At 54.8% G+C, this 22024-nt stretch carries 19 protein-coding genes and 2 pseudogenes; 5 read left to right on the top strand and 16 right to left on the bottom strand.

The genetic code is table 11. The features are described from left to right. Nucleotides 1–117: 117 nt before the first annotated feature. The 5 genes from U738_RS15075 to U738_RS15055 form a co-directional block, all read right to left on the bottom strand. Entirely contained in the window at nucleotides 118–888 is a 771-nt protein-coding gene (locus U738_RS15075) for a copper resistance protein B (RefSeq protein ID WP_035581957.1), read from the bottom strand. A gap of 9 nt (nucleotides 889–897) precedes the next feature. Further along, nucleotides 898–2745 carry a copper resistance system multicopper oxidase gene (locus U738_RS15070; RefSeq protein ID WP_035581954.1) on the bottom strand — a complete coding sequence of 616 codons (1848 nt, stop codon included), beginning with the start codon at nucleotides 2743–2745 and terminating at the stop codon, nucleotides 898–900. 68 nt (nucleotides 2746–2813) lie between these two features. After that, nucleotides 2814–4148 carry an ATP-binding protein gene (locus tag U738_RS15065; protein ID WP_035581952.1) on the bottom strand — a complete coding sequence of 445 codons (1335 nt, stop codon included), beginning with the start codon at nucleotides 4146–4148 and terminating at the stop codon, nucleotides 2814–2816. Next, nucleotides 4135–4800, bottom strand: a complete 666-nt coding sequence (locus tag U738_RS15060; RefSeq protein WP_035581950.1) for a response regulator transcription factor — start codon at nucleotides 4798–4800, stop codon at nucleotides 4135–4137. Before U738_RS15060 ends, U738_RS15065 begins: the two co-directional genes overlap by 14 nt. 14 nt (nucleotides 4801–4814) lie before the next feature. Further along, the gene (locus U738_RS15055; protein ID WP_035583658.1) at nucleotides 4815–5312 is read right to left on the bottom strand and encodes a cupredoxin domain-containing protein; all 498 of its coding nucleotides are present in this window, start codon (nucleotides 5310–5312) and stop codon (nucleotides 4815–4817) included. 195 nt (nucleotides 5313–5507) lie between these two features. Here U738_RS15055 and U738_RS23350 point away from each other — a divergent pair, with 195 nt between their 5' ends. Together U738_RS23350 and U738_RS15050 are read left to right on the top strand one after the other, a co-directional pair. Continuing rightward, nucleotides 5508–5657, top strand: coding sequence for a hypothetical protein (locus U738_RS23350; RefSeq protein ID WP_157693147.1), 150 nt, complete (start codon nucleotides 5508–5510; stop codon nucleotides 5655–5657). Beyond that, the gene (locus U738_RS15050) at nucleotides 5654–6097 is read left to right on the top strand and encodes a DUF411 domain-containing protein (RefSeq protein WP_035581948.1); all 444 of its coding nucleotides are present in this window, start codon (nucleotides 5654–5656) and stop codon (nucleotides 6095–6097) included. Before U738_RS23350 ends, U738_RS15050 begins: the two co-directional genes overlap by 4 nt. 12 nt (nucleotides 6098–6109) lie before the next feature. Here U738_RS15050 and U738_RS15045 read toward each other — a convergent pair whose 3' ends face one another. Continuing rightward, on the bottom strand, nucleotides 6110–6526 hold the full coding sequence (locus U738_RS15045) for a PaaI family thioesterase (protein WP_035581946.1): 417 nt from the start codon (nucleotides 6524–6526) through the stop codon (nucleotides 6110–6112). Between the two features lie 68 nt (nucleotides 6527–6594). Beyond that, complete coding sequence (locus U738_RS15040; protein WP_035581944.1) at nucleotides 6595–8769, bottom strand: malate synthase G; 2175 nt, start codon at nucleotides 8767–8769, stop codon at nucleotides 6595–6597. A 232-nt stretch (nucleotides 8770–9001) separates the two neighbouring features. Between U738_RS15040 and U738_RS15035 the strand changes: the two genes are divergently transcribed. After that, nucleotides 9002–9973, top strand: coding sequence for an alpha/beta hydrolase (locus U738_RS15035; RefSeq protein WP_035581942.1), 972 nt, complete (start codon nucleotides 9002–9004; stop codon nucleotides 9971–9973). Between the two features lie 165 nt (nucleotides 9974–10138). Here the strand turns inward: U738_RS15035 and U738_RS15030 are convergent, their stop codons facing one another. Beyond that, nucleotides 10139–11449: an esterase-like activity of phytase family protein gene (locus tag U738_RS15030; RefSeq protein ID WP_035581940.1), complete on the bottom strand. Its 1311-nt coding sequence runs from the start codon at nucleotides 11447–11449 to the stop codon at nucleotides 10139–10141. A 219-nt stretch (nucleotides 11450–11668) separates the two neighbouring features. Between U738_RS15030 and U738_RS15025 the strand changes: the two genes are divergently transcribed. Next, nucleotides 11669–12247 (top strand): NADPH-dependent FMN reductase, encoded by a 579-nt coding sequence (locus U738_RS15025; protein WP_035581937.1) that lies wholly within the window; start codon nucleotides 11669–11671, stop codon nucleotides 12245–12247. Nucleotides 12248–12269: 22 nt separating this feature from the next. On the opposite strand, the pseudogene U738_RS15020 reads toward U738_RS15025, so the two are convergent. Beyond that, nucleotides 12270–13142: pseudogene (locus tag U738_RS15020) on the bottom strand (YifB family Mg chelatase-like AAA ATPase); the annotation flags it as partial. A 64-nt stretch (nucleotides 13143–13206) separates the two neighbouring features. Between U738_RS15020 and U738_RS15015 the strand changes: the two are divergent. Next, nucleotides 13207–14748 (top strand): recombinase family protein, encoded by a 1542-nt coding sequence (locus U738_RS15015; RefSeq protein WP_051912788.1) that lies wholly within the window; start codon nucleotides 13207–13209, stop codon nucleotides 14746–14748. 621 nt (nucleotides 14749–15369) lie between these two features. Here U738_RS15015 and U738_RS15010 read toward each other — a convergent pair. The 7 genes and pseudogenes from U738_RS15010 to U738_RS14980 form a co-directional block, all read right to left on the bottom strand. Further along, entirely contained in the window at nucleotides 15370–15624 is a 255-nt protein-coding gene (locus U738_RS15010) for a hypothetical protein (protein WP_035581936.1), read from the bottom strand. A gap of 560 nt (nucleotides 15625–16184) precedes the next feature. Continuing rightward, nucleotides 16185–16754, bottom strand: a complete 570-nt coding sequence (locus tag U738_RS15005; protein ID WP_035581933.1) for a recombinase family protein — start codon at nucleotides 16752–16754, stop codon at nucleotides 16185–16187. Between the two features lie 181 nt (nucleotides 16755–16935). Then, entirely contained in the window at nucleotides 16936–17532 is a 597-nt protein-coding gene (locus U738_RS15000) for a hypothetical protein (RefSeq protein WP_152561143.1), read from the bottom strand. A gap of 12 nt (nucleotides 17533–17544) precedes the next feature. After that, on the bottom strand, nucleotides 17545–17829 hold the full coding sequence (locus tag U738_RS14995) for a hypothetical protein (RefSeq protein ID WP_035581929.1): 285 nt from the start codon (nucleotides 17827–17829) through the stop codon (nucleotides 17545–17547). A gap of 130 nt (nucleotides 17830–17959) precedes the next feature. Continuing rightward, nucleotides 17960–18607: pseudogene (locus U738_RS14990) on the bottom strand (magnesium chelatase domain-containing protein); the annotation flags it as partial. A gap of 119 nt (nucleotides 18608–18726) precedes the next feature. After that, nucleotides 18727–19623 carry an ABC transporter substrate-binding protein gene (locus tag U738_RS14985; protein WP_035581926.1) on the bottom strand — a complete coding sequence of 299 codons (897 nt, stop codon included), beginning with the start codon at nucleotides 19621–19623 and terminating at the stop codon, nucleotides 18727–18729. Between the two features lie 173 nt (nucleotides 19624–19796). Further along, nucleotides 19797–21917, bottom strand: coding sequence for a TonB-dependent siderophore receptor (locus U738_RS14980; protein WP_035581923.1), 2121 nt, complete (start codon nucleotides 21915–21917; stop codon nucleotides 19797–19799). Nucleotides 21918–22024: the final 107 nt, after the last annotated feature.

Raw genomic sequence — 22024 nt, 5'->3', positions numbered from 1 at the left:
CGATTCTGGGGTGCCCGGCAACAGTGCGGCAATCGCTGCATTGAGGTTGGGCCAATCGATCCAATGTGTAAGCTCGCCCCTGCGCAGACTGCGAAGGGGCAGTCGCACTTATCTTCGTTAAAACATCAGCTTCACACCAGCAACGACCCCCGCGTCTTCCGTGTTATCGCCGCTAGCGCGGGAGAGATCCGCCGTGTCGCCATACTCTTTCTCCCAATAAGCACCGACGTAGGGGGCGAAGCGGCGGGTGACTTCATAGCCTAGCCGCAGGCCAGCACGAACCGAGTTAAGCCCTTCACCGACGCCAAATTCTTCCACTTCACTGGCGGCCACGGCGATTTCGGTGCGCGGCTGTAGGTAGAGCCGCTGTGTGAGTCGCAGATCGTATTCGCCCTCAAAACTGGCAGCCACGTCGCCATCTTCACTCACTTGCATGGCAACGTCGGTTTCAATGCCGTAGGGCATCACACCTTGCAGGCCGACCACCCCATAGGTGCGTTCGGCGTGGTCATCGGAGAACACACCGCCTTGATAACCGATACCCCCTTGTAACTCCCAAAAATCTGCCACTAGGCGGCTATAGAGTAGTTCCAGGGACTCGAACTCAGCATCTTCACCGTCGCCCTGGACGTTTTCGCCCTCTGACTTCAGGTAAACGCGGTTGATATCACCGCCGTACCAGCCTTGAAAGTCCCATACCACAGCGTCTTGGCCTTTGTCGGGCACGGTGTATTCAAGCCGGTCGAACAGCCCCATGCCCATGTTGTGTTCCATCGTGGGCGCTGGCCAGTTGTCTGGAGCCGCATAGCCATCGTCGGCCTGAGCGGTAGTAGCGGCGGCCACGCCGAGGGCCACGCTGGCGAGGGTTAAGTAGTGCTTGGTTTTCATACTGCCTCCTTAAGAAACCTGAACAACGCGGAACATGCCGGCATCCATGTGATAGAGAAGGTGGCAGTGGAACGCCCAACTGCCCTCGGCGTCTGCGGTGATCAGCGCAGACACGCGCTCGCCGGGCTTCACATTCAGGGTGTGTTTGCGCGGAATCAATTCACCCTGGCCGTTTTCCAGCTCCATCCACATGCCGTGGAGATGAATGGGGTGCTCCATCATGGTGTCGTTGACGAGGATGAGGCGCAGCCGCTCATCTTTCACAAAGTGAATAGGGCCGGTCACTTCGCTAAACTTCTTACCGTCGAACGACCACATGTAGCGTTCCATGTTGCCGGTCAGGTGCAGTTCAAGCTCACGGCCTGGTTCGCGGCGGTCAGGCCATGGCGTGAAGGCTTTAAGATCGCGGTAGACGAGTACTCGACGTTCGTTGGGGTCGATGCCTATGCCTGCCTGGTCGTAGCGAGAACCGGGCTGGGCTTCACCGGCAACGAGCAAGCCATTTTCGCCGATTTTCGCCTGCTCGCCCGACATGCCGCCCATATTAGAGTGATCCATACCCGCCATGTTGGAGTGATCCATGCCTTGCATATTCGACATGCCAGAATGATCCATCCCCGCCATATTGGAGTGATCCATACCTTCCATATTTGACATGCCTGAGTGGTCCATCCCTGCCATATTGGAGTGATCCATACCGCCCATACCGTGGGCAGCCATGGCTTCCATGCCGCGGTCGGCAATTTGACGGCGTTCAGGAATGTCGGCCTGCATGCCTTCACGCGGTGCCAGGGTAGCGCGGGCGTAGCCGCTGCGATCCATGGACTCGGCGAAGATGGTGTATGCCCGGTCGTCTTCAGGTGAAACAAGCACATCGTAGGTTTCCGCCACGCCAATGCGGAATTCATCAACGGGAACGGGTTGCACCGGCTGGCCATCAGCGGCTACCACGGTCATCTTCAGGCCGGGTATACGGACATCGAAGAATGACATGGCTGAGCCATTAATCACGCGTAGCCGTATCCGCTCTCCTGCCTTGAACAGCGCGTTCCAGTTTTCCTGGGGGGAGTGGCCGTTGAGCAGGTAGGTATAAGTGCTGCCAGTGACATCGGCGATATCCCGGGAGCTCATACGCATTTGGGCCCACATGCCGCGCATTTCGGCGGTTTGTGCGAAACCTTTTTCGCGAACATCGGCGAAGAAGTCAGCAATCGTGCGCTCTTGGAGGTTGTAGTAGCCTTCCATGGTTTTCAGATTACGGAACACCGACATGGGGTCTTCAAAGGTCCAGTCGGTGAGCAGTAGCACGTGCTCTCGGTCGTAGCGGAATGGCTCGCGTTCGGCGGCGTCAATAATTAACGGCCCCGCATGGCCAAGCTGTTCCTGCATACCTGAGTGGCTGTGGTACCAGTAGGTACCGTTCTGACGAACAGGAAAGCGATAGGTAAAGGTTTCACCAGGGGCGATACCTGCAAAGCTAACCCCAGGCACGCCATCCATTTCCGGCGGTAGGATGAGGCCATGCCAGTGGATAGAGGTGGGCTCATCCAGCAGGTTAGTGACGCGAAGCACTGCGTCCTGCCCCTCTTGCAAGCGAATCATCGGGCCTGGGCTGGTGCCATTGATGGTGATGGGGGTCGCATCTTGACCATCAATAGGGTGTGACTCGCGGCGAATGGCTAGCGATACCTCGGGGCCTTCTTCGACGCCCTGCGCATAGACATTGGTGCGGCCCCAGGGGGTTGCCCAGGCGGGGGTTAGTCCCATTGCGGCAGCGGAACCTAAGCCTAAGGCAGCGCCGCCTTTTAGGATCTGTCGGCGAGAGAGCGGGTGAGAAATGATGCTTGAGCGTGCCATGTGGAACTCCCATCAATGATGAATGGCACCATCTTGATGGAAGAAGCTGAAACAAAGCTGAATAGTGATTAATTAGCCATTTCACCCGCCAGTGGCAGGATAATCGTAACGCGCAAGCCTCCCAGTGGGCTGCGTTCAAAATGCGAGTGTCCTGAGTAGCGGGCAATTAGCTGCGCAAGAATCGAAAGGCCTAAGCCATAGCCGGGACGGCGTTCATCCAGCCGTGTGCCACGCTCACCCAAACGCGAAAGATCCTCTTCTGCAACGCCGAGTCCGTCATCATCAATGGTGAGCGTGAGTGTGGTAGCGGAGACGGCAATATCGCAATGAACGCGCCTACTCGCCCATTTGCCAGCGTTATCGAGCACGATGCCTACTATTTCAGAAAAGTCGTGAGCCTCAATAGGCACTTGGTCTTTCTCGTGTGCCGAGTGGGTGAGGTTGAACATACGCTCAGGGTAAAGGCTGCGGAACATCTCGATGAGTCGTGAACTATCTCGCGTGACGTTGGCCATTCGACCCGCGTTAGGGCCTGCAATACGCGAACGACGCAGCTCCGCATCTAACTGGGCGTTAATAGCCTCAATACGGCTGAGCAGTTTCTGTCGTCGGTTTTCATCAATAGGCCGGTTGCCGCGCAGTACTTGGGTAACCGCTGCCAACGGAGTTTTTAAGGCATGGGAAAGGTTGGCGAATGACTCTCGAGAGCGCTGTAGACGCAGGTCGATGTCATCCATGAAGCGGTTAAGCTGTGCGACCAGGGCGTCCAGCTCGGCTGGCGCGGTTAGCGAAAGGCGCTCGCGCTCCCCCGCTTGCAGTTCGGCCAATTGCCCACGCAGTTGCCATAAAGGCGTCAGGCTACGGTTAACGGCCAGCATGTTGAGCGTGATTAGCATTACTAAAAGCCCTGCGGCAATGCCGCCTACCCACCAGTGCAGTGTAGCCAGGCCTGCTTCAACCTGGGAAAAATCCTCCCCCACCAGTAATACGCCGTTAGAACCCTGCCACTCAAAATGGCGGCGGTAGACCAGCAAGTGCTGATCGCCCTGTTTAACATCTAAAAGAGCATCGCCGTTTTCTTCCAGCAGCGGCGCCAACTGTTGCTGCCATTGGGGATTAGAGGCGCTCACCGAGCCGTTAAGGCGCAGCACGTATAAATGGTGAAAGACTTGATAGCCACGGCTAACCGAGTCAAGCGCGGCAGGCATGGCGGCTTCACCTTGCTCAAGCTGGGTGACGGCATGGTCGGCTTCGCGCTGGAGACGCTCACTCAAGAAATCCCGAGCAAGGTTCTGCAGCAATATTCCATGTAGTAGCCAGGTCGTCATCACCACGAATAGCGCCACGCCACCTAGCCAGGCGAGTAGTCGAAAACGTAAGCTGCGCCGATCAATGTGAAGCAAAGTAATACCCCTGACCGCGGCGAGTTTGGATAATTGATTTGCCTAGATAACGGCGCAGACGAGCGACATAGACTTCGACCAGGTTGGGCGCGGCAGCATCCTGCTCCAAGGCATACAGCTGCTCTAGTAGCTGCTCTTTAGAATGAATGCGATCCGGATGCAGCATTAAATAGCGCAGTAGTCGAAACTCAGTCGCCGTGAGCGAGCGCCACGCTTCCCCTTCTTTGAAAACCCGTTGGCCTCCCCCATCCAACGATACGCCGTTAAGCGTGACCACCTGCGATAACTGACCAGACTGCCTACGCAGTAGGGCCTTCAAGCGGGCCATGAGCTCGGCTTCATGGAAGGGTTTGGTCAGATAATCATCGGCTCCTGTTTCAAGACCAATGACTTTATCTTCCCAGGTGTCGCGGGCCGTCAGAATCAAAATAGGGGTGGCGCGTTTTTGCTTGCGCCACTGGGCGAGCAGATCCAGCCCCGAGCCATCGGGCAAGCCGATATCCAAGATAGCCAGCTCGTAATGCTCGGTTGCCATAAGCGACTTGGCCGCTTTCAATGAAGCGGCCAAATCAACCAGGTAACCGTTGTCTTTAAGACTCTCTGCCAAGCTTTCTGCTAGCAGGTCATCATCTTCGAGTAGCAACAGTTTCATGGGTAAACATCAGGTTAGAAAGAAAAATTGCCGTACATGCCGGATTCGTAATGGCCGGGGATGTTACAGGCATACTCTAGCTGGTTAGCATTATCAGGAACACTCCATAGTAGAGTCCCTGTCTCACCAGGCGCAATGGTGACGCCTGCCATGCTCATGTTGGCCATATCGTGGCTTTCACCGTGTGCCATATTAGACATATCGTGGTCACCATTGGCCATATCTAGCATCATTTGACGATGCTCTTCCTGGGCTTCTTTACTGCCAATCACAAATTCATGCTCTAAATTACCGGTGTTGGTGATTTCAAATCTAACCACCTCCCCAGCAGCCAGCTCTAGCTCTTCAGGGTCGAACCACATATCGCCAGCCTCAAGGCTGATCGTGCGGTCGACGTCAGCCTCGGTTAGGTTATTGCCACCACCGCCGTGGCCGGGTGCAGCCAGCGCCGCGCCCGTGATCAGACTTAATGAAAGGGCAAACAAAGACGTTGTTAAAAGAGTGTAGCGCATGGTCATTTACCTCAGAGGTTATTGTCACCCGTTCTTTATACGGTGTTAACCTGAAACGAGCCTGAACCCAGCGGTCAAAACATGATCTGTAGCAACCTTACTGTTGTCCGCAAGGTTGCAAGGCTTGACCTGAGGGTAGCCCCAGAGTTGTAAGCTTAAAGCGTTATTGCTAGCTGACTTGGTAGGAGGCTTACCATGATGAACGCAGATTGTTTTGCTTTTATGAGTTCGATGGGTTGGTTGGCTTGGTTAATGCCGCTAACTTTTTTACTGTTGATAGGGCTGGTTATTGCCTCGCTGGGCAAGTATTTGTTTAGCCACACACCTCAAGGAGACCGCTCATGAAGCGTTTTACCGCTACGGTTTTATCTAGTGCTTTACTCCTAGGAGCCGCCTCGGCTCAGGCTGCGTTGCCGGATGAAGCCACGCTGTACAAGAATCCGCAGTGCGGCTGCTGTGACGAGTACGCCCGCCACCTTGAAGAGCAGGGTGTGGATGTAACGATCGTTGATGACGTTGAGCTAAGTGAGATCAAACAGCAGGCAGGCGTCCCCTATGGTTTAGGGTCGTGCCATACCATCGAAATAGGCGACTACTGGATTGAAGGCCATGTGCCGATGGAAGCGGTTACCAAGCTGTTTGAAGAGCAGCCTGACATAGATGGCATTGGCCTGGCGGGGATGCCCATCGGTACGCCGGGTATGCCGGGGCCTCAGAGTGAGCCCTATAACGTTTACGCCTTTAGCGACCAGCAAGATGAGCCGTTTATGACGTTGGCACCGTAAGTGGCGTTCGCTTCAAGTCTTATCCGGCAGCGCATAGCTGGCGGTGACGTGCACCACGGGGCGCGTTTCATCGCTGGCTGAGAATAGCTGTACTTCGCCCACCGCTAAGCGGCGGCCGAGTTTGATCAGCTTGGCGTGGGCGATAATGTCGTGATCGCCGGAGGCTGCGCGGAGGAAGTGGCAGTTTAAATCGCTGGTCACCGCCATCGGCTCTGGGCCAATTTGCGCTAAAATAGCCACGTACATAGCCACATCCGCAAAGCCCATCATGGTGGGCCCGGAAACCCGCGGGCCGGGTCGCAGGTGCTCGTTGCCTATCTTCAAGCGCAGGGTGGCCGTCATTTCACCCACGCTCTCTATCTTACCCATCCGCTGTGGAAACACTTCGTCTAAAAAGTGTTCGATTTGCTCGGCAGTCATGACGGTCATTGTTTTTTTCCTTTCATAAAAAAGCCCCGAGGCATAAGCCTCGAGGCTGATTACACCGTAAAACGATCTTACTTCGCTTTATGCACCTGGCGCCACTCGTGCAGTAGCGGCTCGGTGTAGCCGGAAGGCTGGACGCGGCCTTTGAAGATCAGGTCGGAGGCGGCTTTGAAAGCGGTGGAGCCTTCAAAATCGGCGCTCATGGCGGTGTAGGTGGGGTCGCCTGCGTTCTGCTCATCCACTACCTTGGCCATGCGCTTGAGGGTCTCTTCCACCCGCGGTGCATCGACAATGCCGTGGAGCAGCCAGTTAGCAATGTGCTGGCTGGAGATACGCAGCGTGGCGCGGTCTTCCATCAAGCCCACATTGTGGATATCCGGCACTTTCGAACAGCCCACGCCGTGCTCTACCCAGCGTACTACGTAGCCGAGAATACCCTGGCAGTTGTTATCCAGCTCCTGCTGCTTCTCTTCATCGGACCAGTTGGCGTTTTCCGCCACCGGCACGGTGAGTAGGTCATCCAGGTAGTCAGGTTCACCTAAACCTTCCAGCTCGCGCTGAACGTCGGTGACGTTGACCTGATGGTAGTGCAGTGCGTGCAGCGCCGCCGCCGTAGGAGAGGGCACCCAAGCAGTGTTGGCACCCGCTTTCGGGTGGCCAATTTTCTGCTCCAGCATATTGTGCATCAGGTCAGGCATGGCCCACATGCCTTTACCGATCTGAGCGCGTCCACGTAGGCCGCAAGCAAGACCCACTTGCACGTTGCTCTTCTCGTAGGCCTGAATCCACGCGGCGCCTTTCATATCGCCCTTGCGTACCATGGGCCCGGCTTCCATGGCGGTATGCATTTCGTCGCCGGTACGGTCGAGGAAGCCGGTATTGATAAACGCCACCCGTGAAGCGGCCTCGGCAATACACGCCTTGAGGTTAACCGTGGTGCGGCGCTCTTCGTCCATGATGCCCATTTTCAGGGTATCGCGGCTCATGCCTAGAATATCTTCGACGCGTCCAAACAGTTCGTTGGCGAAGGCGACTTCTTTAGGGCCGTGCATCTTCGGCTTGACGATATACACAGAGCCGGTGCGCGAATTGCGCGGCTGGTCAGCGTCTTTCTTGAGGTCGTGCAGCGCGAGCAGCGAGGTGACCACCGCATCCAGGATACCTTCCGGTAACTCGTTGCCTTTCTCATCCAAAATCGCTGGTGTGGTCATTAAGTGACCCACATTACGCACGAACATCAGCGAACGGCCGGGTAGCGTGACGCTGCTGCCATCGGTGGTTTGCCAGGTGCGGTCGGCGTTAAGTTTACGAGTAAACGTCTTGCCGCCTTTTTCGATTTTCTCTTCCAGATCGCCCTTCATTAGACCCAGCCAGTTGCTGTAAACACCGACCTTGTCTTCTGAGTCCACGGCGGCAACGGAGTCTTCGCAATCCATGATCGCGGTTAGAGCTGCTTCTACCACGACATCTTTAACGCCTGCCGGGTCGGTTTTGCCGATGGAGTCGCTGGGGTCAATCTGAATTTCCAGGTGCAGACCGTTGTTACCCAGCAGAATCGCGTCGGGTTTGGCCGCTTCGCCGCTAAAACCAATCAACTTGCCGGAATCCTTAAGGCCGGTTTCACGACCGCCTTCCAGCGTCACTACCAAGTGCTCGTCACGAATGGCGTAGTTCACCGCATCACGGTGCGAACCAGTCGCCAGCGGTGCCGCGCGGTCAAGCACGCCCCGGGCGTAGGCAATCACTTTGGCGCCGCGCTTCGGGTTGAAACTGGTGCCTTTTTCGGCGCCGTCGTCTTCGGAAATGGCATCGGTACCGTACAGGGCGTCGTAAAGGCTGCCCCAGCGGGCGTTCGCCGCATTCAGCGCATAGCGTGCGTTGCTAACCGGTACGACCAACTGCGGGCCTGCCTGAACGGCGACTTCCCGGTCAACGTTGGCGGTGGTCGCTTTGACGTTAGCCGGCGCTTCTGCCAAGTAGCCAACCTCTTTTAAGAAGCGGCGGTATCCCGGCATATCGGTCACCGGGCCGGGGTTTTCCCGGTGCCATACGTCGAGTTTCTCTTGCAGCGTGTCGCGCTCTTCAAGTAATTGACGGTTTTTCGGGGTCAAATCATGAAACAGGGCATCCACACCGGCCCAAAAGGCATTTTCATCAACGCCTGTTCCCGGTAGCGCCTGCTCATTGATAAAACGATCTAAATCGGCTGCCACCTGTAAACGGTGGCGCGTGATACGCTCGCTCATGGGGTTTCTCCTGTGAGGATGCCCGTGGGCACTCTGTTCTTTAGAACATGGTTGGCCACGGGCAGATTAAAATGCATTTATGGAAAATAATTCCACACCTGCTCGGGCATGTAAACAGCGTAGACCCTAATGCGCTAAAATGCTCGACCAAATGACTAGGCATTAGGTGTTGGGAGCGCGACCCATCTGCCGCGCCTAGGCCAACGGACAATGGCGTTATGGAGAAACAACGATGCGTGATTTCCAACATCTGGAAGGCTTGTTTCGCCACGCCTCGGGCGATACCGCCCTTAGCCGCTTGTTGCCAGGGGAAATATTGGCAGACGCCATGCAAGGCTATTTCCACCACTATGGCTTAGAAGCACTGCTGTTAGATACCAGTGAAGTGCACGCAGGCTTTATCGATACGGGACGCTTTGCGCTGTGGTGCCAGGTGTGGAGCCCCTCGCAGCCAGTGGGTACTGCCTTTGTGGTGCACGGCTATTTTGATCATATGGGGTTATATCGCCATTTGCTTGAACGCCTGCTGGCTAAGGGCTGGCGGGTGGTGCTGTGGGATCTTCCCGGTCACGGCCTTTCCAGCGGGGCGCGGGCGGAAATAGAAGACTTCGATGATTATCAACACTGTCTGGCCCATCTGCAGACGACCCTAAAGAGCCAAGGCATGGCGCCTGAGCCGTGGTTAGGCGTGGGCCAGAGTACCGGTGGGGCGATTCTGGCCACCGATGCGCTCACTCGCCGTGAGGCTTCCGGCTGGTCAGGTTTGGTGCTGCTGGCGCCCCTGGTGCGGCCTTGGGGATGGAGCCAAACAAGCTGGTTGCACTTGATTGCCAGCCCGTTCTTAAAAGAGTTGCCGCGCAAATATCGACCTAACTCCACCGACGAGCAGTTCACCGAGTTTCTACGCGAAGGTGACCCGCTGCAGCCCGAGCGATTAAGCGTTGCCTGGGTAAGTGCGATGCGCCGCTGGATGCCCCGGCTGCTGGCGCAGGAGCCCAACCCACTGCCTACCCTGATACTCCAGGGCGAGCAGGATTTGACCGTCGATTGGGAGTGGAATTTAGCGATTCTGGCGAAGAAGTTTCCCAATGCCGAAATTCATCGCCACCCGGAAGCTCGCCACCACTTGGTGAATGAGGCAGACCCCATCCGTGAAGTGCTGTTTGAAGCGCTGGATGCGTTTGTAGACAGCTTTTGTAAGTAGTTTTTGTAAGTAGTTTTTGTAATTCGTTTTTGTGAGGGATTGTTGCCAAAAGGGGGTATAAAACACATTGGTGAGATGAATTCCTAGACGTCACGAGCACTGAATAAATTCCGCTATGGATTTATTCAGTGCTTTCACCTTCCGATGTGCACGTTTCCCCGTATATTACTGAGCGTTCAAGAATGCCTCCACATCGAGCAGTATCAGCTCATTATCATCGGCGCGCCCCTGCTGGCGGCCAATAGAAAACGGGTAGTTATTGTCGTTGGCGACCACGATGGTGCGCTCATCGACACGATCCACGTTCTCAATGGTCACAAAGGGAAAGTTAAAGGTGCCGTTGATCGTGCCCCGCGGTGCAAGGCCCTCTGGATCCTGGATGTCCATCAAGTCGATATAGGCGATTTTCTCAAGCACACCCTGCTCGTCCGTACGTTCGAGATCGACGAGATAGATGCGTTTGAATTCGGCAGGATTGTCTGCCCACTCTTCTCGCGGGTCGCCCTGGCGGCTATCACGCTCGATGATTAAGCCGCGAGTTCCGCCAATGAGGTTGAAATCGCCGATGGCGTGATCCGCTGATTCCAAGGGGTAGTAGCGGGTTGTGTCGCCCCATTCGCCGGTTTTAGTGTTGAGCTCGAACATTCTTAATACGGGGGTGCCATCAATCGTTTCCGGGGCGTTGGCGTTGCTATCCCAGATGGGCTTTTCCAGTAAGGGGTAGAGGGTTGTTTGGTCTTCGGAGAGCGCCATGCCCTCATAACCACCGGAGCGAAACACTCTCACATCATCAGCGAGAGGCGCGCCAGGGTTCGGGGTGAGGGCAAAGGCATTGTCGGGGGAGCGCATCAGCGTCCCACCAGGATTGGTGGCCAGCACTTGCAGCACTTCGCCCTGATTATCGACCTGGATAATCCACGGGCCAAACTCATCGCCAATCCAGTAGCTATCGCCCACCGGCTGTATCGATTCAATATCGAAATCAGCCCCGGTTAAAAAACGACCAGGAGTGGCTTCATTCATAATCGGGAAGGGCACCTTGCGGTTTGGATCCGAGAGTTGAACGGTTTCCTCAATGATGACACGCCCAGTGTCCCAGTCGGTCTTTATGATGTTAAACATCAGAATGACGTCGGAGGAGTTCGCCTTGGAGCCAAAGCCGTTATCGGTCAACACCAGGAAACGGTCATCGCCAAGCGAGCGAATACCAGAAAAACCCTGCAGAGGCTGGCTGGGGAAGGGTAGCGCTAAGCCGGTGGCTTGCATATTCGTATATAACTGCTCAACACGGCCCTCTTGGCCAGTAAAACGGCCGGAGACGTTGTAATGCTCAGCGGCGCCGGAAGGAGCCGCCACAAAGGTGCTGCCGGGTAGCTGGGCATGGCCGGACAATGTGGCGGGAAAGCTCTGCTGGGCGTGTGCCGCACTGGTAAACGCAAAGGCGAGTAGAGCAGTCGCTAGTAACGGCTTTGTCATCACTATTTCACCATTTAGGAAGAAAAATTAGAGCAGGTGCAGCTTTTGCTAATTTTCATCCGTAATAGTGATAGTTGAATGACAAAGAGCAGACGTTTTAATGGCAGCAGGGTTTCACGTCGAGTCTGGCCCTGAGTCGTAAAATACGTCTTGCTCAACAGGCGTAAATATTAATAAATAGTGTGGCTTTCAAATACATTATTCAAAGAGGAAATGACAATGGGATCATCGGTCAAAAAGGTACTGGTCTTTGCAGGCAGTGCCCGAGAAGCGTCACTGAACAAGCAGCTAGCCAAGCTGGCCGCCAAGCGTATTGAGGCGCTTGGCGGGGAAGCAACCTTTATCGATTTAAAAGATTACCCCTGCCCACTGTTTGATGAGGATATCGAAGCCCAGGGCGTGCCGGAGAATGTGCTGAAGCTGCGTGAGATTCTGGCGGATCACCAAGCGGTGATGATCGCTTCGCCGGAGTACAACGGCTTTATCACGCCGCTGCTGAAAAACACGCTGGACTGGCTATCACGTCCCTATCAGGATACGCCGGGGCTCAAGTTATTTGCCGGTAAGTGGGCAGCGCTGGTATCGGCTTCCCCTGGTGGGCTAGGCGGCATCCGTGCGCTGCCCCTTGGTCAGCAACTGTTAGCCAATCTGGGGCTGATCGTGCTGCCACAGCCATTGTCGCTGGCGAAAGCGGGCAGCGCCTTCAATGATAGTGGCGCGTTACACGATGAAACCACGGGGCAGAAGCTGGATGCGCTGTGTCAGCGCCTAGTGAACTCATTGGCCTCCACCCACTAACCGTCCAGTGGCTTTCGGGGGCTTACGCCCCCTTTAGCATCCGATCCAGCTGTCGGTAGCCAATTGCTTCAATCAGGTGCGGTTGGGTGGGCTTGGGTTCGCCCTGAAGGTCGGCAAGGGTAAGGGCTACGCGCAGTACGCGATGATAGGCGCGGGCGGAGAGCTTGAGCTTTTCCAGCACGCCCGCCAGCCAAGCGCGCTCTTCATCGTTAAGCGCGCAGGCGGCTTCCAGGGCTTTGCCGCTTAGCTGGCTATTCAGCGCGCCACGGGCCATTTGGCGTTCTCGGGCGGCCATCACCCGCTCGCGCACTGCTTCTGACGACTCGCCTTGGGTTTGTGCGGTGAGCTGCTCTGGCGGCAGCGCGGGCACTTCCACTTGTAGATCGATACGGTCTAGCAATGGCCCGGAAAGCCGTGCTTGATAACGCTGGATTTGGCTGGCGGTACACTGACAGCGCTGGCGTGGGTCGCCCAAGTGGCCGCAGGGGCAGGGATTCATTGCGGCTACCAATTGAAACTGAGCTGGGTATCGGCGTTCATGGCTGGCGCGAGCTAAATGAATTTCTCCAGTTTCTAGCGGTTGCCGAAGTACCTCTAGCACGTGGCGGGAAAACTCCGGCAGTTCGTCCAAGAACAGTACGCCGTGGTGAGCAAGGGATATCTCGCCGGGTTTGGGTTTTGAACCGCCACCGACTAAGGCCGCAGCGCTGGCGCTGTGATGGGGTTGCCTAAACGGCCTTTTACCCCAGTCCGCTTCCAGCGGTAATCCGCAAACCGAGCGCACGGCGGCGACTTCCAAAGCATCCTCCTCAGAAAGCGGCGGCAGAATGCCCGGCAGGCGGCTGGCCAGCATGGTTTTGCCGGTGCCCGGCGGGCCGGCAAATAACAGGTTGTGTTATTGAAGACCCACAAGCTATGCTGACGCTTCTAAACGGATACAGACAGTGAGAGCCAGAGACATGGAGAACCAGCAGCAAAGGCCAAAGGCGTACAGCTACCTTCGTTTCTCTACCCCTGAGCAGAGGCAGGGAGACAGCACTAGGAGGCAAGCACAGCTAGCACGAGATTACGCCGAGAACCATGGACTGGAGCTGGACGAACACAGCTTTGACGACTTCGGGCTGTCTGCGTACCAAGGCCGGAACCAAGAGACAGGCAAGCTACGCCTATTCCTCCGTGCTGTGGAAGATGGGAATATAGCATCGGGCTCTTATCTGCTGGTTGAGTCGCTGGACAGGATTTCCCGGCAGTCTGCTAGGAAGGCATCAAACTTGCTGGGTGAAATCTGCGACATGGGCATAACGGTAGTCACCCTGTTCGATGGCAAGGCTTATGATGCCGACAGCCTAGACAGTGACCCGGTGGCCTTCATTATGGCTATCCTGATCTTTCAGCGCGCTCATGAGGAGTCGGCAACCAAGGCTTACCGCCTTCGCTCGGTCTGGCAAGAGAAGCGAAAGAAGATAGCATCTGGAGAGCCTGTCCGGCTGACATCTCGCGGCCCTCAATGGCTTCGGCCTGCTGGCGATGGAGTCTCCTTCGAGATCATTCCAGAAAGGGGGGAGGTAGTCCGACGTATCTTCAAGGCAGCTTTGGAAGGAGTAGGTAAGAAGGCCATTGCTGAAAGGCTGAACTCCGAAGGCGTACCTGTATTTGGTCGCGGTAAGTACTGGCACTCTAGTTATGTTGCCAAGATACTAAGTAACCCTGCTACTTATGGCACCCTTACACCTTTTACCAGTAGACCAGAGAGAAAGTCTGACAGAGAAGCCTGTGATCCTATAGAGGGTTATTATCCTCCTGTCATCGACAAAGAGACCTTCGCGAACTTCCAGTCTTTACTGAGCAGCAAGTCACCAAGGAGAGGAAGGCACTCCGATAGTCAGGTGCAGAACATATTAGGAGGACTGGCTACCTGTCCTCTATGTGACAGCACTATGGCTAGGGTATCCAAGAATAAGGCGAAGGGCTGGGTCTACCTTGCATGTCAGAGAGCAAGGCAGGGGGCAGGCTGTAAGTACAATTCTGTTCGCTATGACAGTGTTGAGCCAGTGATCCACAGTAAGATAAATAGACTCATAGATGCCTGCCCTTCTGGCGATGATTCATTAGATGAAAAGATCACTGAAGCCAAGCAACAACTTGAGTCCAATGAACAGAGTGTTGAAAGAATAATGCTTACAATAGAGCAAGGCATGCTCACTGAGGACACACCTTTCGTAAAGAAACAGCTTTACAAGCACAAGAGCGAAGAGGACAAAGCAAAGGCTAGGCTTACCGAGCTGTACCAGCAACGGAACATGCTAAGCACTGAGTTAGCTAGGCATCGTGCAGAGAGTCTAAGAACTGCTGTGCTTGAGCATCCAGAAGACAAGACACTGATTAACACAAAGATGCGCGAATGCTTCTCCAAGGTGGTTGTAGATTTCGAGTCTGCTAAGCTGGTATTCCACTGGAAGCAAGGAGGCTGGACTTCCTTAAGGTACAAGGCTAGTAAATGACAGCAAGGCTGGGCTGGCTAGGACAGATACCAAGGGATGCAAGCCAGCTAGCAAGACCGACTAGTCATACCCCCCTTTGCTTTCATCGAGCCTAGGGCAACGGGGAAGAGAGCACCTTCAGGAAGCGAAGATACCTACACAGGATTTCTTACAGGATTTTGCATCTGGTATCTTTAACTGCAAGTCCTTGCGTCCCTGCTGGCGCAACTGCTAGGCCTGCACAGCCTCTCTGCTGGACGATCTACCCTTTATGCGCCCATCTATACTGCTATGTTCTGTACAGGCTGAGGAGGGTGCACAGGGCATATAGTGCTTGTAGCCTACTTCCTGTATTCCTTTTGAGTTGTTGATAGGCATTATCATCTAAGCGCCAGCATACCTAGCCTGTGCTTGAAATCCACAGGGCATAGCCCCTGCAAGTGCTGTACTTTTCAAGGAGAGCCGCCTTCCTGAGCTACCGGATAGGGTTACTGAGTCCTGATAGGGCTATTCCACATGTCGATAATAATTCTCATCTAGGCAAAAGGAAGCCCCACCAATTAAGGCAGGGCTGAGAGATTCTGTGCCAGTCGGTACAAGCGCTTGCAGGCTTTTATAGGTCGGTACACACTGGCAGGCCTACTAGGCCGGGGTAATGTCACTTGTACTGTCACCGCCAGCTAATACCCATGTATCCGTACTTGCTGAGCCAGTAGCGATGTACAGGGCGTAGTCGTCACCAACGACACCAGCACCGTCTTGCTTGCCAGACAGGTAAGCCTGATTGACCGGATGGCTTGAATCACTGAGGTCTACTATAGCTATCTTGGTGTACGGGAAGGCAGTAGCAGTAGTATCGAATGACTTGTTCTTAGTTAGATCACCAGTTAATGGCATGGTTATTCCTCCTTGGTTGATGCAAAGCTATTCAAAGCTGTTAAGGCTGACACGACCTGACAACCAGAAGGAAAGGGCTACCTTCGACATATAGCCCATTTCTTACCTTTGGTTATACCAAAGTGGCAAGACTAGAACTTCCTTGGACGTTACAGGACATCCCTTTTCTAAGGAGAGAAAAGGTAAAGGTTCCTATAATTCTATAATGAGTTGCATCAGGATGGATTTTATGGTAATTGCAAAAGCACCCCCTGTGACGTCCTAGTATTCCTGTGACGTCCTAGTAATCCTAGGACACCCTATGTTGTCTACCGGAGGTAGGAAGTAGGGCTGGCATCGCTCCAATGATCTAGGGACAAGCCCCTGAGTCATCATCGCTTCTATAGTCCGGGTTAACCCTGCATCGCCCAGAGCGCCTGCACAGGCTCCCTAAGGGACTGCACTGCCATAAGTGCTACCCGTGCTGCATCAAGGCTTGCAATGCTCTGAGAGGCGCACAGAGCTTTATGAGAAGGGTGAGGGCTACTAGGACTATACCCTGCCCTCGATAGCTTATGCTCTTAGCTGGCCTCCTTCACTGCCTGACAGGCTCGTTTGACCGATGCCGGGGAGATACCGAAGTGCAGGGCTGTAGCCTTGATGCTGGCGCTGTTCTCCTGACGCCACAGAGCTACATCGCTGTCATTGATGATCTTCTCTCTTCCTAGAGCCTTGCCCTCTGCCTTGGCTCTTTTGATGCCCTGCATCTGACGTTCCTTGATGTTGGAACGCTCTAGCTCTGCCATAGCAGACAGCATAGTTAGCATGGCCTTGCCCATCGGTGTACTCATGTCGAAGCCTTCACGGAGAGACAGGACAGCCACTCCCTTAGAACCAAGAGCCTCGACAGTCTCCAGAACGTCAATGGTGTTACGGCCTAGTCGGTCGATGGCGTACACGATGACGGTATCCCCCTCTCTGACATAGCCCAGTAGCTCACTGAGGCCTTTCCTACCCTTGGCCTTGATGGCCCCTGAGGTGGCTTCATCGCAGAACCAACGGTCTACCTTATGACGTTCCTCGATACAGGCACGCTGGGTACCAGTTGACTGGTCTTCTGTGCTGACCCTGACATAAGCAATGCAAGCCATGATTTCTTTCTCCTAGGTGGCTCAATAAGCATGGCTCATAATATGAGGGGTGGCTCAAAGCAAGTCAACAGTAATGATCCACTCTGAGCGCCAGCCACTTGCATAGCTCACAGGGTACACCTTGCGAGCTGCCCAACACTCTAGAACTGAAAGCTATATGCATCCTTTTTATCTATCAGCTTCAATAGGAATATCCAATGCCATCATCACGACCGAACTCATCCATAAGCCTACAATCGTTCCAGTTATGACTCCCACTGCCCACAAGCTTATCATCATAAAAGTCAGCTGTAGTTTCTTCTAGAGTTGGTGCACCTCCCTCTTCCGCAACAATTTTCCAAGACCCGTGAGTAAAGAAATCACCAACAAATCTAAGCAGACCGCTTTCTTTAGTAGCATCTACATCTATATCAATGTTGAGAACTTCTAAGTCTTCGTTTCTCATAGCAGAAACACTTATGACACTATCCCCACCTTGAGACTCATCCATCAGAGATAGTCTACTTTCATCGTCGTGCCAATGGTGAGGCTCATCAGTAGTAGCCGAGTAACGGAGGTGACTTAACTCATAACCATCCCACTTCAAATAAATAAATTCATTCCACTCGCTTTCAATACTACCCAAAGATCTTTTAAATGGGCCCTCAGAGCACCTAATAGAAAAATAGGGATATTCCACCACCTTCCAAGAGTCGTCTTCATTTGCAACTACACTGCTCGCCACCAGGAAAAGCTGAAAAAGACAAACAGCCATTAATAAATGTAGAAATCTATGCACCTCAAACCCTCCTCACTCACTTTCCTTAAATTTCTTAATTTTAGCTTTCTCTTCCAATGCCTTTCTTTGCATATATAAGGTAAAAATATTGTCTCTTTTATACTTAGCCTTATCTTCTTTACTCCTCACTTTTGAAGAAGCTAAAGCAGCGATACTCAAGACTGGAAGAAGGAGAAGCAAGGCCATAAACACTTGGTTTTCTATACTCCTACCAAACCCACGATCAACTAATTCAATTAAGACAAACCCTAGGAGTGCGAAGTTTGCAATAAAAGCCATCCCTCTAATAATTACCATTTCTGGCTTCCCTTTCCGTATATTTTTGCATGTTCGTTGTGAGCGCCTTCAGTATGGCACCGACTGTACTAGCATACCAATAGACCACGTATCTCTTTGATTCTTATATAGGTCTCTAAATCCATGACGTTAACAGGTTATGGCCACCGGCCGCTGCGACTTCCAGCGCCCGGCGGGCCTGCTGCTGGCCGCGCACATCGGCGAGGTCTTCCACTGGGGCGGTGGTTTTCACCGAGGCGCTGAGCTTGTGTGGGGGTATCTTCTCTTGGTCGAGTAAGTGAGCCACTACCTGCCAGAGAGTATCGGCAGGCAGCACCGGCAAATCGCCTGCCAGGGCGGCCTCATCTGCGCAGTCGCGGGGAATGATCAGTGCTTTTTTCGCCCGCCGGGTGGCTAGAGCAAAAGGCAGTATGCCCGGCACCGCGCGCAGCTTGCCATCCAGGGCCAGCTCACCAGCACACTCCATGCCCTCTAGCGCTTCCACGGGAATTTGCCCGGAGGCGGCGAGGATGCCCAGGGCAATGGGCAGATCAAAACGGCCACCCTCTTTAGGCAGGTCAGCGGGGGCGAGGTTTAAGGTAATTCGGCGGGTATTGGGAAAATCAAAGCCCGCATTCACTAGCGCACTGCGCACCCGTTCGCGGCTCTCTTTTACTGCCGTTTCCGGCAAGCCCACTAGCGTTAGGCCCGGCAAACCGTTGGCCAGATGCACCTCAACATGCACCGCCGGTGCATCTAAACCTACGCCTGCACGCGTGGATACGATGGCTAGCGTCATTGCACTCCCTCGCTGTTGTTTGCTAAGAGCTCTAACCCCAATGTAAGCGAACTCTACTTTACCTTAAGTGCCTAACCTATCGTAATTAAGAACGCTTTGGTAGCTTCACGCTCTTCTACTCATTGCCTTCGATGGGTAACCGCTGGCGCTGCCTCTAGCGCCATCGTCAGCTCACGGGCAAAGCGCTGGGCGGAGGGAAGTGCGCCGAAGCTCCACACCGGCGGCAGGCGAACTCCCCTGTCGTGCCTGACGCTGGGGAGCTGCTGCCATAGGCCGCTTTTTGCCAACTGCTCTTCGACCCCAGCGGGCAGTGGGTCGATGATCACCAGCGTTGCTTCTGGGTAGCGTGCCAGCGCTTCAATCCCTACCAGCGCAAATCCCCAGGCATTCGTGGATTGATCCCAGGCATTGGGGAGGTCGAGCTGCTCCAGCACGGCGTTATATAAGCTGTTCTCCCCAAACACGCGCACGTGGCGGGCATCCATAAACTGCACCATCAGCAGCGGTGAGATTTCGGATTGTGAGAGGGGCCGGGATTCACGCAGTGTGGTCATCAAGGCTTGGGTGTCTTCAATAAGCTGCTCGGCCTGGGACTGGTGCTCGGTTAGCTCACCCAGCTCACGGGTCAGGGTTTGCATCTCCTGCCAGGTATCGGCGCCAGGGGAGTAGAGCGAGAACAAAGTGACCGGCGCAATTTTCTCCAAGCGTGGCGTTAAACCCGCGAACATGGGCGAAATCAGCGTCTGCTCTGGTGGCACCTGGGCTAGCAGCTCCAGGTTGGGCTGGGTGCGCAGCCCCATATCGCTAACATTATCAGGAATGCGCGGTTCGCCTACCCAGGCACGGTAGTCACTCTGCTGGGCGACGCTGCTTACAGGCGCGTCAATAGCCAGCAAGGTTTCGGCGATCGTCCAGTCGACCGTGGCCCACTGGGCCTGGGCGTTAGAAATGCTCAGCAGGCAGGCGGCAAACAGCCCGCAGCGCGCGAGCAAACAGAACAGGGAGGTGTGGCGCATGGTGGTGAGAGGCCATCCGGAAAAATAAGAGATACATTTAAACGATAATATTTATTGTTTGCAAACGGGCATTTAAGTAAAAAATGCCCAGGCGTAGTGGCCTGGGCAGGTGAGATCACGATTACTTAACGATGCTTAGCATAAGGACTTGTAAAGAGCCTTAGAATCGGCGCTTAGAAACGGTAGTGAACGCTGGCGGTTACGCCGCGCTCGGCACCGAAGTAGCAGTACTCCAGGGAGTTGCAGGAGGCCACGTACTCTTTGTCCAACAGGTTGTTCACGTTTAAGCGTGTTTCGACGCCTTCAACGCCGAGTTGGGTTAGGTCGTAGCCAATGGTGGCATCCACCAGGGTATAGTCGGGCACGGTTTCGGTGTTGGCCCGGTCTGCGGCGATATCTGCGTAGTGGCGTACGCCCACACCCATATCTACGCCGTTTAGCCAGCCCTTGTTGGCCTGGTAGTGGCCCCATAGCTGCACTTGATGGCGAGGGGCGTAAATCGCGTTGTTGCCCTGGTTACCATCATCGCTTTTGGCGTAGGTGATGTCGGTGAAGCTATAGCCTGCCTGAAGCGAGAGGGTATCCGTTAGCTGGGTTTGCGCTTCCAGCTCCAGCCCTTGGGATTCGATCTCCCCCACGGCGCGGTAAGGATCGGTGGGCTGCTCTTTGGTCGCCACATTCTCCTGGCTGATATGGAAAAGTGCCGCGCTGTACTGGCTGGCGCTGCCGTGAGGCTGAACCTTCAAGCCCGCTTCCCACTGTTCACCTTCCATTGGGGATAGCAAATCGCCGCTTTCATCCACGAAGCTGGTGGGGGTGAAGGCGGTGGAGTAGCTCAGGTAGGGAGCAACGCCGTTATCAAACAGGTAGACCACCCCGGCGCGGCCACTGAACTGGGTATCGCTGAGGGAGCTGATGTCACCGCTATCGCGGTTGGCGTTGTCGATATTGACCCAGTCGTAACGGCCGCCCAGGGTGAAGCGCCAGTTATCCATGGCTATCTGGTCCTGCAGGTAGACACCGGTCTGGTCGATCTCATGGCGTTCGCGCACGGGGGCGTAAAACTCGATGGGGTCGCTGCCATAAACCGGGTCAAACGCATTGAGCGGCTGGAAATACCCCGTGGGCCACGACACGTCGTTTTTCCGCTGCTGGTAATCTGCCCCGAACAGTAGGGTGTGATCCATAAAGCCACTGCTGATGTTCGCTTCCAGCTGGTTGTCGAGGGTCCAGGCCTCCAGCGATTCATTGCTGCCGGAGTAGTAGCGGGTGAGTTCGTCAGAGTCCGGTGATACCCAGCCATAGCCGTAGACCTGATTGAGCACTACGTCTGAATTGAGATAGCGCATCAATTGACGGCCGGTCACCTGGTCGTTGAAGCGGTGTTCCAGGCTGTAGCCGAACATGCGCTGGGTGCGCTCGTAGGTGTCGTAATCCTCTTCACCATCAAAGAAGTTGTTGCTGATCTTGCGGCCATTATGGGCGACCACGGCCCCCTCATAGGGTACGCCGGAGTGGTAACCGCCTTCGGGTTCATCCTGTAGGTAGGCTTCTAAGGTGAGGCTGGTGTCATCGGTGATATCCCAGGTGAGCCGGGGCGCAATGGCATAGCGTTCCTCTTCTGCCGGGCCAAACTGGGTATCCGCGGCGCTGGCAATACCGGTCAGGCGAAAGGCCACCCGTTGCTCTTCGCCAATAGGCCCGGTGAGGTCAAAAGCGGCGCTGCGTTGGTTGTTATTACCCACTCGAAAGCGCAGTTCCCCGCCCTGTTCAAATTCCGGACGCTTACTGTTTAAGGCGACCACACCGCCAGGGGAGGCGCGCCCATAGAGCACCGAGGCGGGCCCGCGGACGACTTCTATGCTGTCCAAAAACCACGGATCGATGCGCATACTGCTATGGGAGTTGGCATCGCCCATGACTTTCAGGCCATCCAGGAAGGTATTGCTCAAGCTACCGTCAGAAAAACCGCGCAGTACCAGGTAGTCGAAGCGATTGGAGGCGCCTACCTGATTGCTGTAAACACCGGGCGTGTAGTCGGTGGCGCGCTGCACGGTACTTACGCCGCGGTTATCCATCTGTTCGCGGGTAATGGTGGATACGCTCTGGGGGATTTCGATCGTCGGCGTTTCTACCTTGGTGGCAGCCTGCTGGGCGGTGACGGTGACCGTTTCCAGTTCGGTACTTTCCTGAGCGTACAGCGGGGAAACGGCCAGTGAGGCGATAATGGCGGCTCTGATTGGAGAGCGTAAAAAGTGTGGCGAGCGTAGCAAGCGATGATGGGGGATGAGCATGGGGAGCACCTGCAATAAGAATCAATTAACCAAAGTGTTAATGAGAATTATTGCGCTTATTCGCCTGTGAAAGGTATGTGCAATGATAAAAGGCGTATGCGCGCTGC

It is taken from the genome of Halomonas sp. TG39a, from assembly GCF_000744395.1.
GTDB classification, from domain to species: Bacteria; Pseudomonadota; Gammaproteobacteria; order Pseudomonadales; family Halomonadaceae; genus Vreelandella; species Vreelandella ventosae_B.
The sequence above is the reverse complement of the archived record's forward strand: the minus strand, read 5'-3'. Positions and strand labels throughout refer to the sequence as shown.

What these genes read in the sequence shown, in the direction of transcription:
- U738_RS14995 (WP_035581929.1), bottom strand. Translation starts at nt 17,829, where the DNA reads ATGGTAATTATTAGAGGGATGGCTTTTATTGCAAACTTCGCACTCCTA.
- U738_RS15040 (WP_035581944.1), bottom strand. Translation starts at nt 8,769, where the DNA reads ATGAGCGAGCGTATCACGCGCCACCGTTTACAGGTGGCAGCCGATTTA.
- U738_RS15050 (WP_035581948.1), top strand. Translation starts at nt 5,654, where the DNA reads ATGAAGCGTTTTACCGCTACGGTTTTATCTAGTGCTTTACTCCTAGGA.
- U738_RS15010 (WP_035581936.1), bottom strand. Translation starts at nt 15,624, where the DNA reads ATGCCATTAACTGGTGATCTAACTAAGAACAAGTCATTCGATACTACT.
- U738_RS14980 (WP_035581923.1), bottom strand. Translation starts at nt 21,917, where the DNA reads ATGCTCATCCCCCATCATCGCTTGCTACGCTCGCCACACTTTTTACGC.
- U738_RS15055 (WP_035583658.1), bottom strand. Translation starts at nt 5,312, where the DNA reads ATGCGCTACACTCTTTTAACAACGTCTTTGTTTGCCCTTTCATTAAGT.
- U738_RS15045 (WP_035581946.1), bottom strand. Translation starts at nt 6,526, where the DNA reads ATGACCGTCATGACTGCCGAGCAAATCGAACACTTTTTAGACGAAGTG.
- U738_RS15030 (WP_035581940.1), bottom strand. Translation starts at nt 11,449, where the DNA reads ATGACAAAGCCGTTACTAGCGACTGCTCTACTCGCCTTTGCGTTTACC.
- U738_RS15005 (WP_035581933.1), bottom strand. Translation starts at nt 16,754, where the DNA reads ATGGCTTGCATTGCTTATGTCAGGGTCAGCACAGAAGACCAGTCAACT.
- U738_RS15025 (WP_035581937.1), top strand. Translation starts at nt 11,669, where the DNA reads ATGGGATCATCGGTCAAAAAGGTACTGGTCTTTGCAGGCAGTGCCCGA.
- U738_RS15070 (WP_035581954.1), bottom strand. Translation starts at nt 2,745, where the DNA reads ATGGCACGCTCAAGCATCATTTCTCACCCGCTCTCTCGCCGACAGATC.
- U738_RS15075 (WP_035581957.1), bottom strand. Translation starts at nt 888, where the DNA reads ATGAAAACCAAGCACTACTTAACCCTCGCCAGCGTGGCCCTCGGCGTG.
- U738_RS15015 (WP_051912788.1), top strand. Translation starts at nt 13,207, where the DNA reads ATGGAGAACCAGCAGCAAAGGCCAAAGGCGTACAGCTACCTTCGTTTC.
- U738_RS14985 (WP_035581926.1), bottom strand. Translation starts at nt 19,623, where the DNA reads ATGCGCCACACCTCCCTGTTCTGTTTGCTCGCGCGCTGCGGGCTGTTT.
- U738_RS23350 (WP_157693147.1), top strand. Translation starts at nt 5,508, where the DNA reads ATGATGAACGCAGATTGTTTTGCTTTTATGAGTTCGATGGGTTGGTTG.
- U738_RS15060 (WP_035581950.1), bottom strand. Translation starts at nt 4,800, where the DNA reads ATGAAACTGTTGCTACTCGAAGATGATGACCTGCTAGCAGAAAGCTTG.
- U738_RS15035 (WP_035581942.1), top strand. Translation starts at nt 9,002, where the DNA reads ATGCGTGATTTCCAACATCTGGAAGGCTTGTTTCGCCACGCCTCGGGC.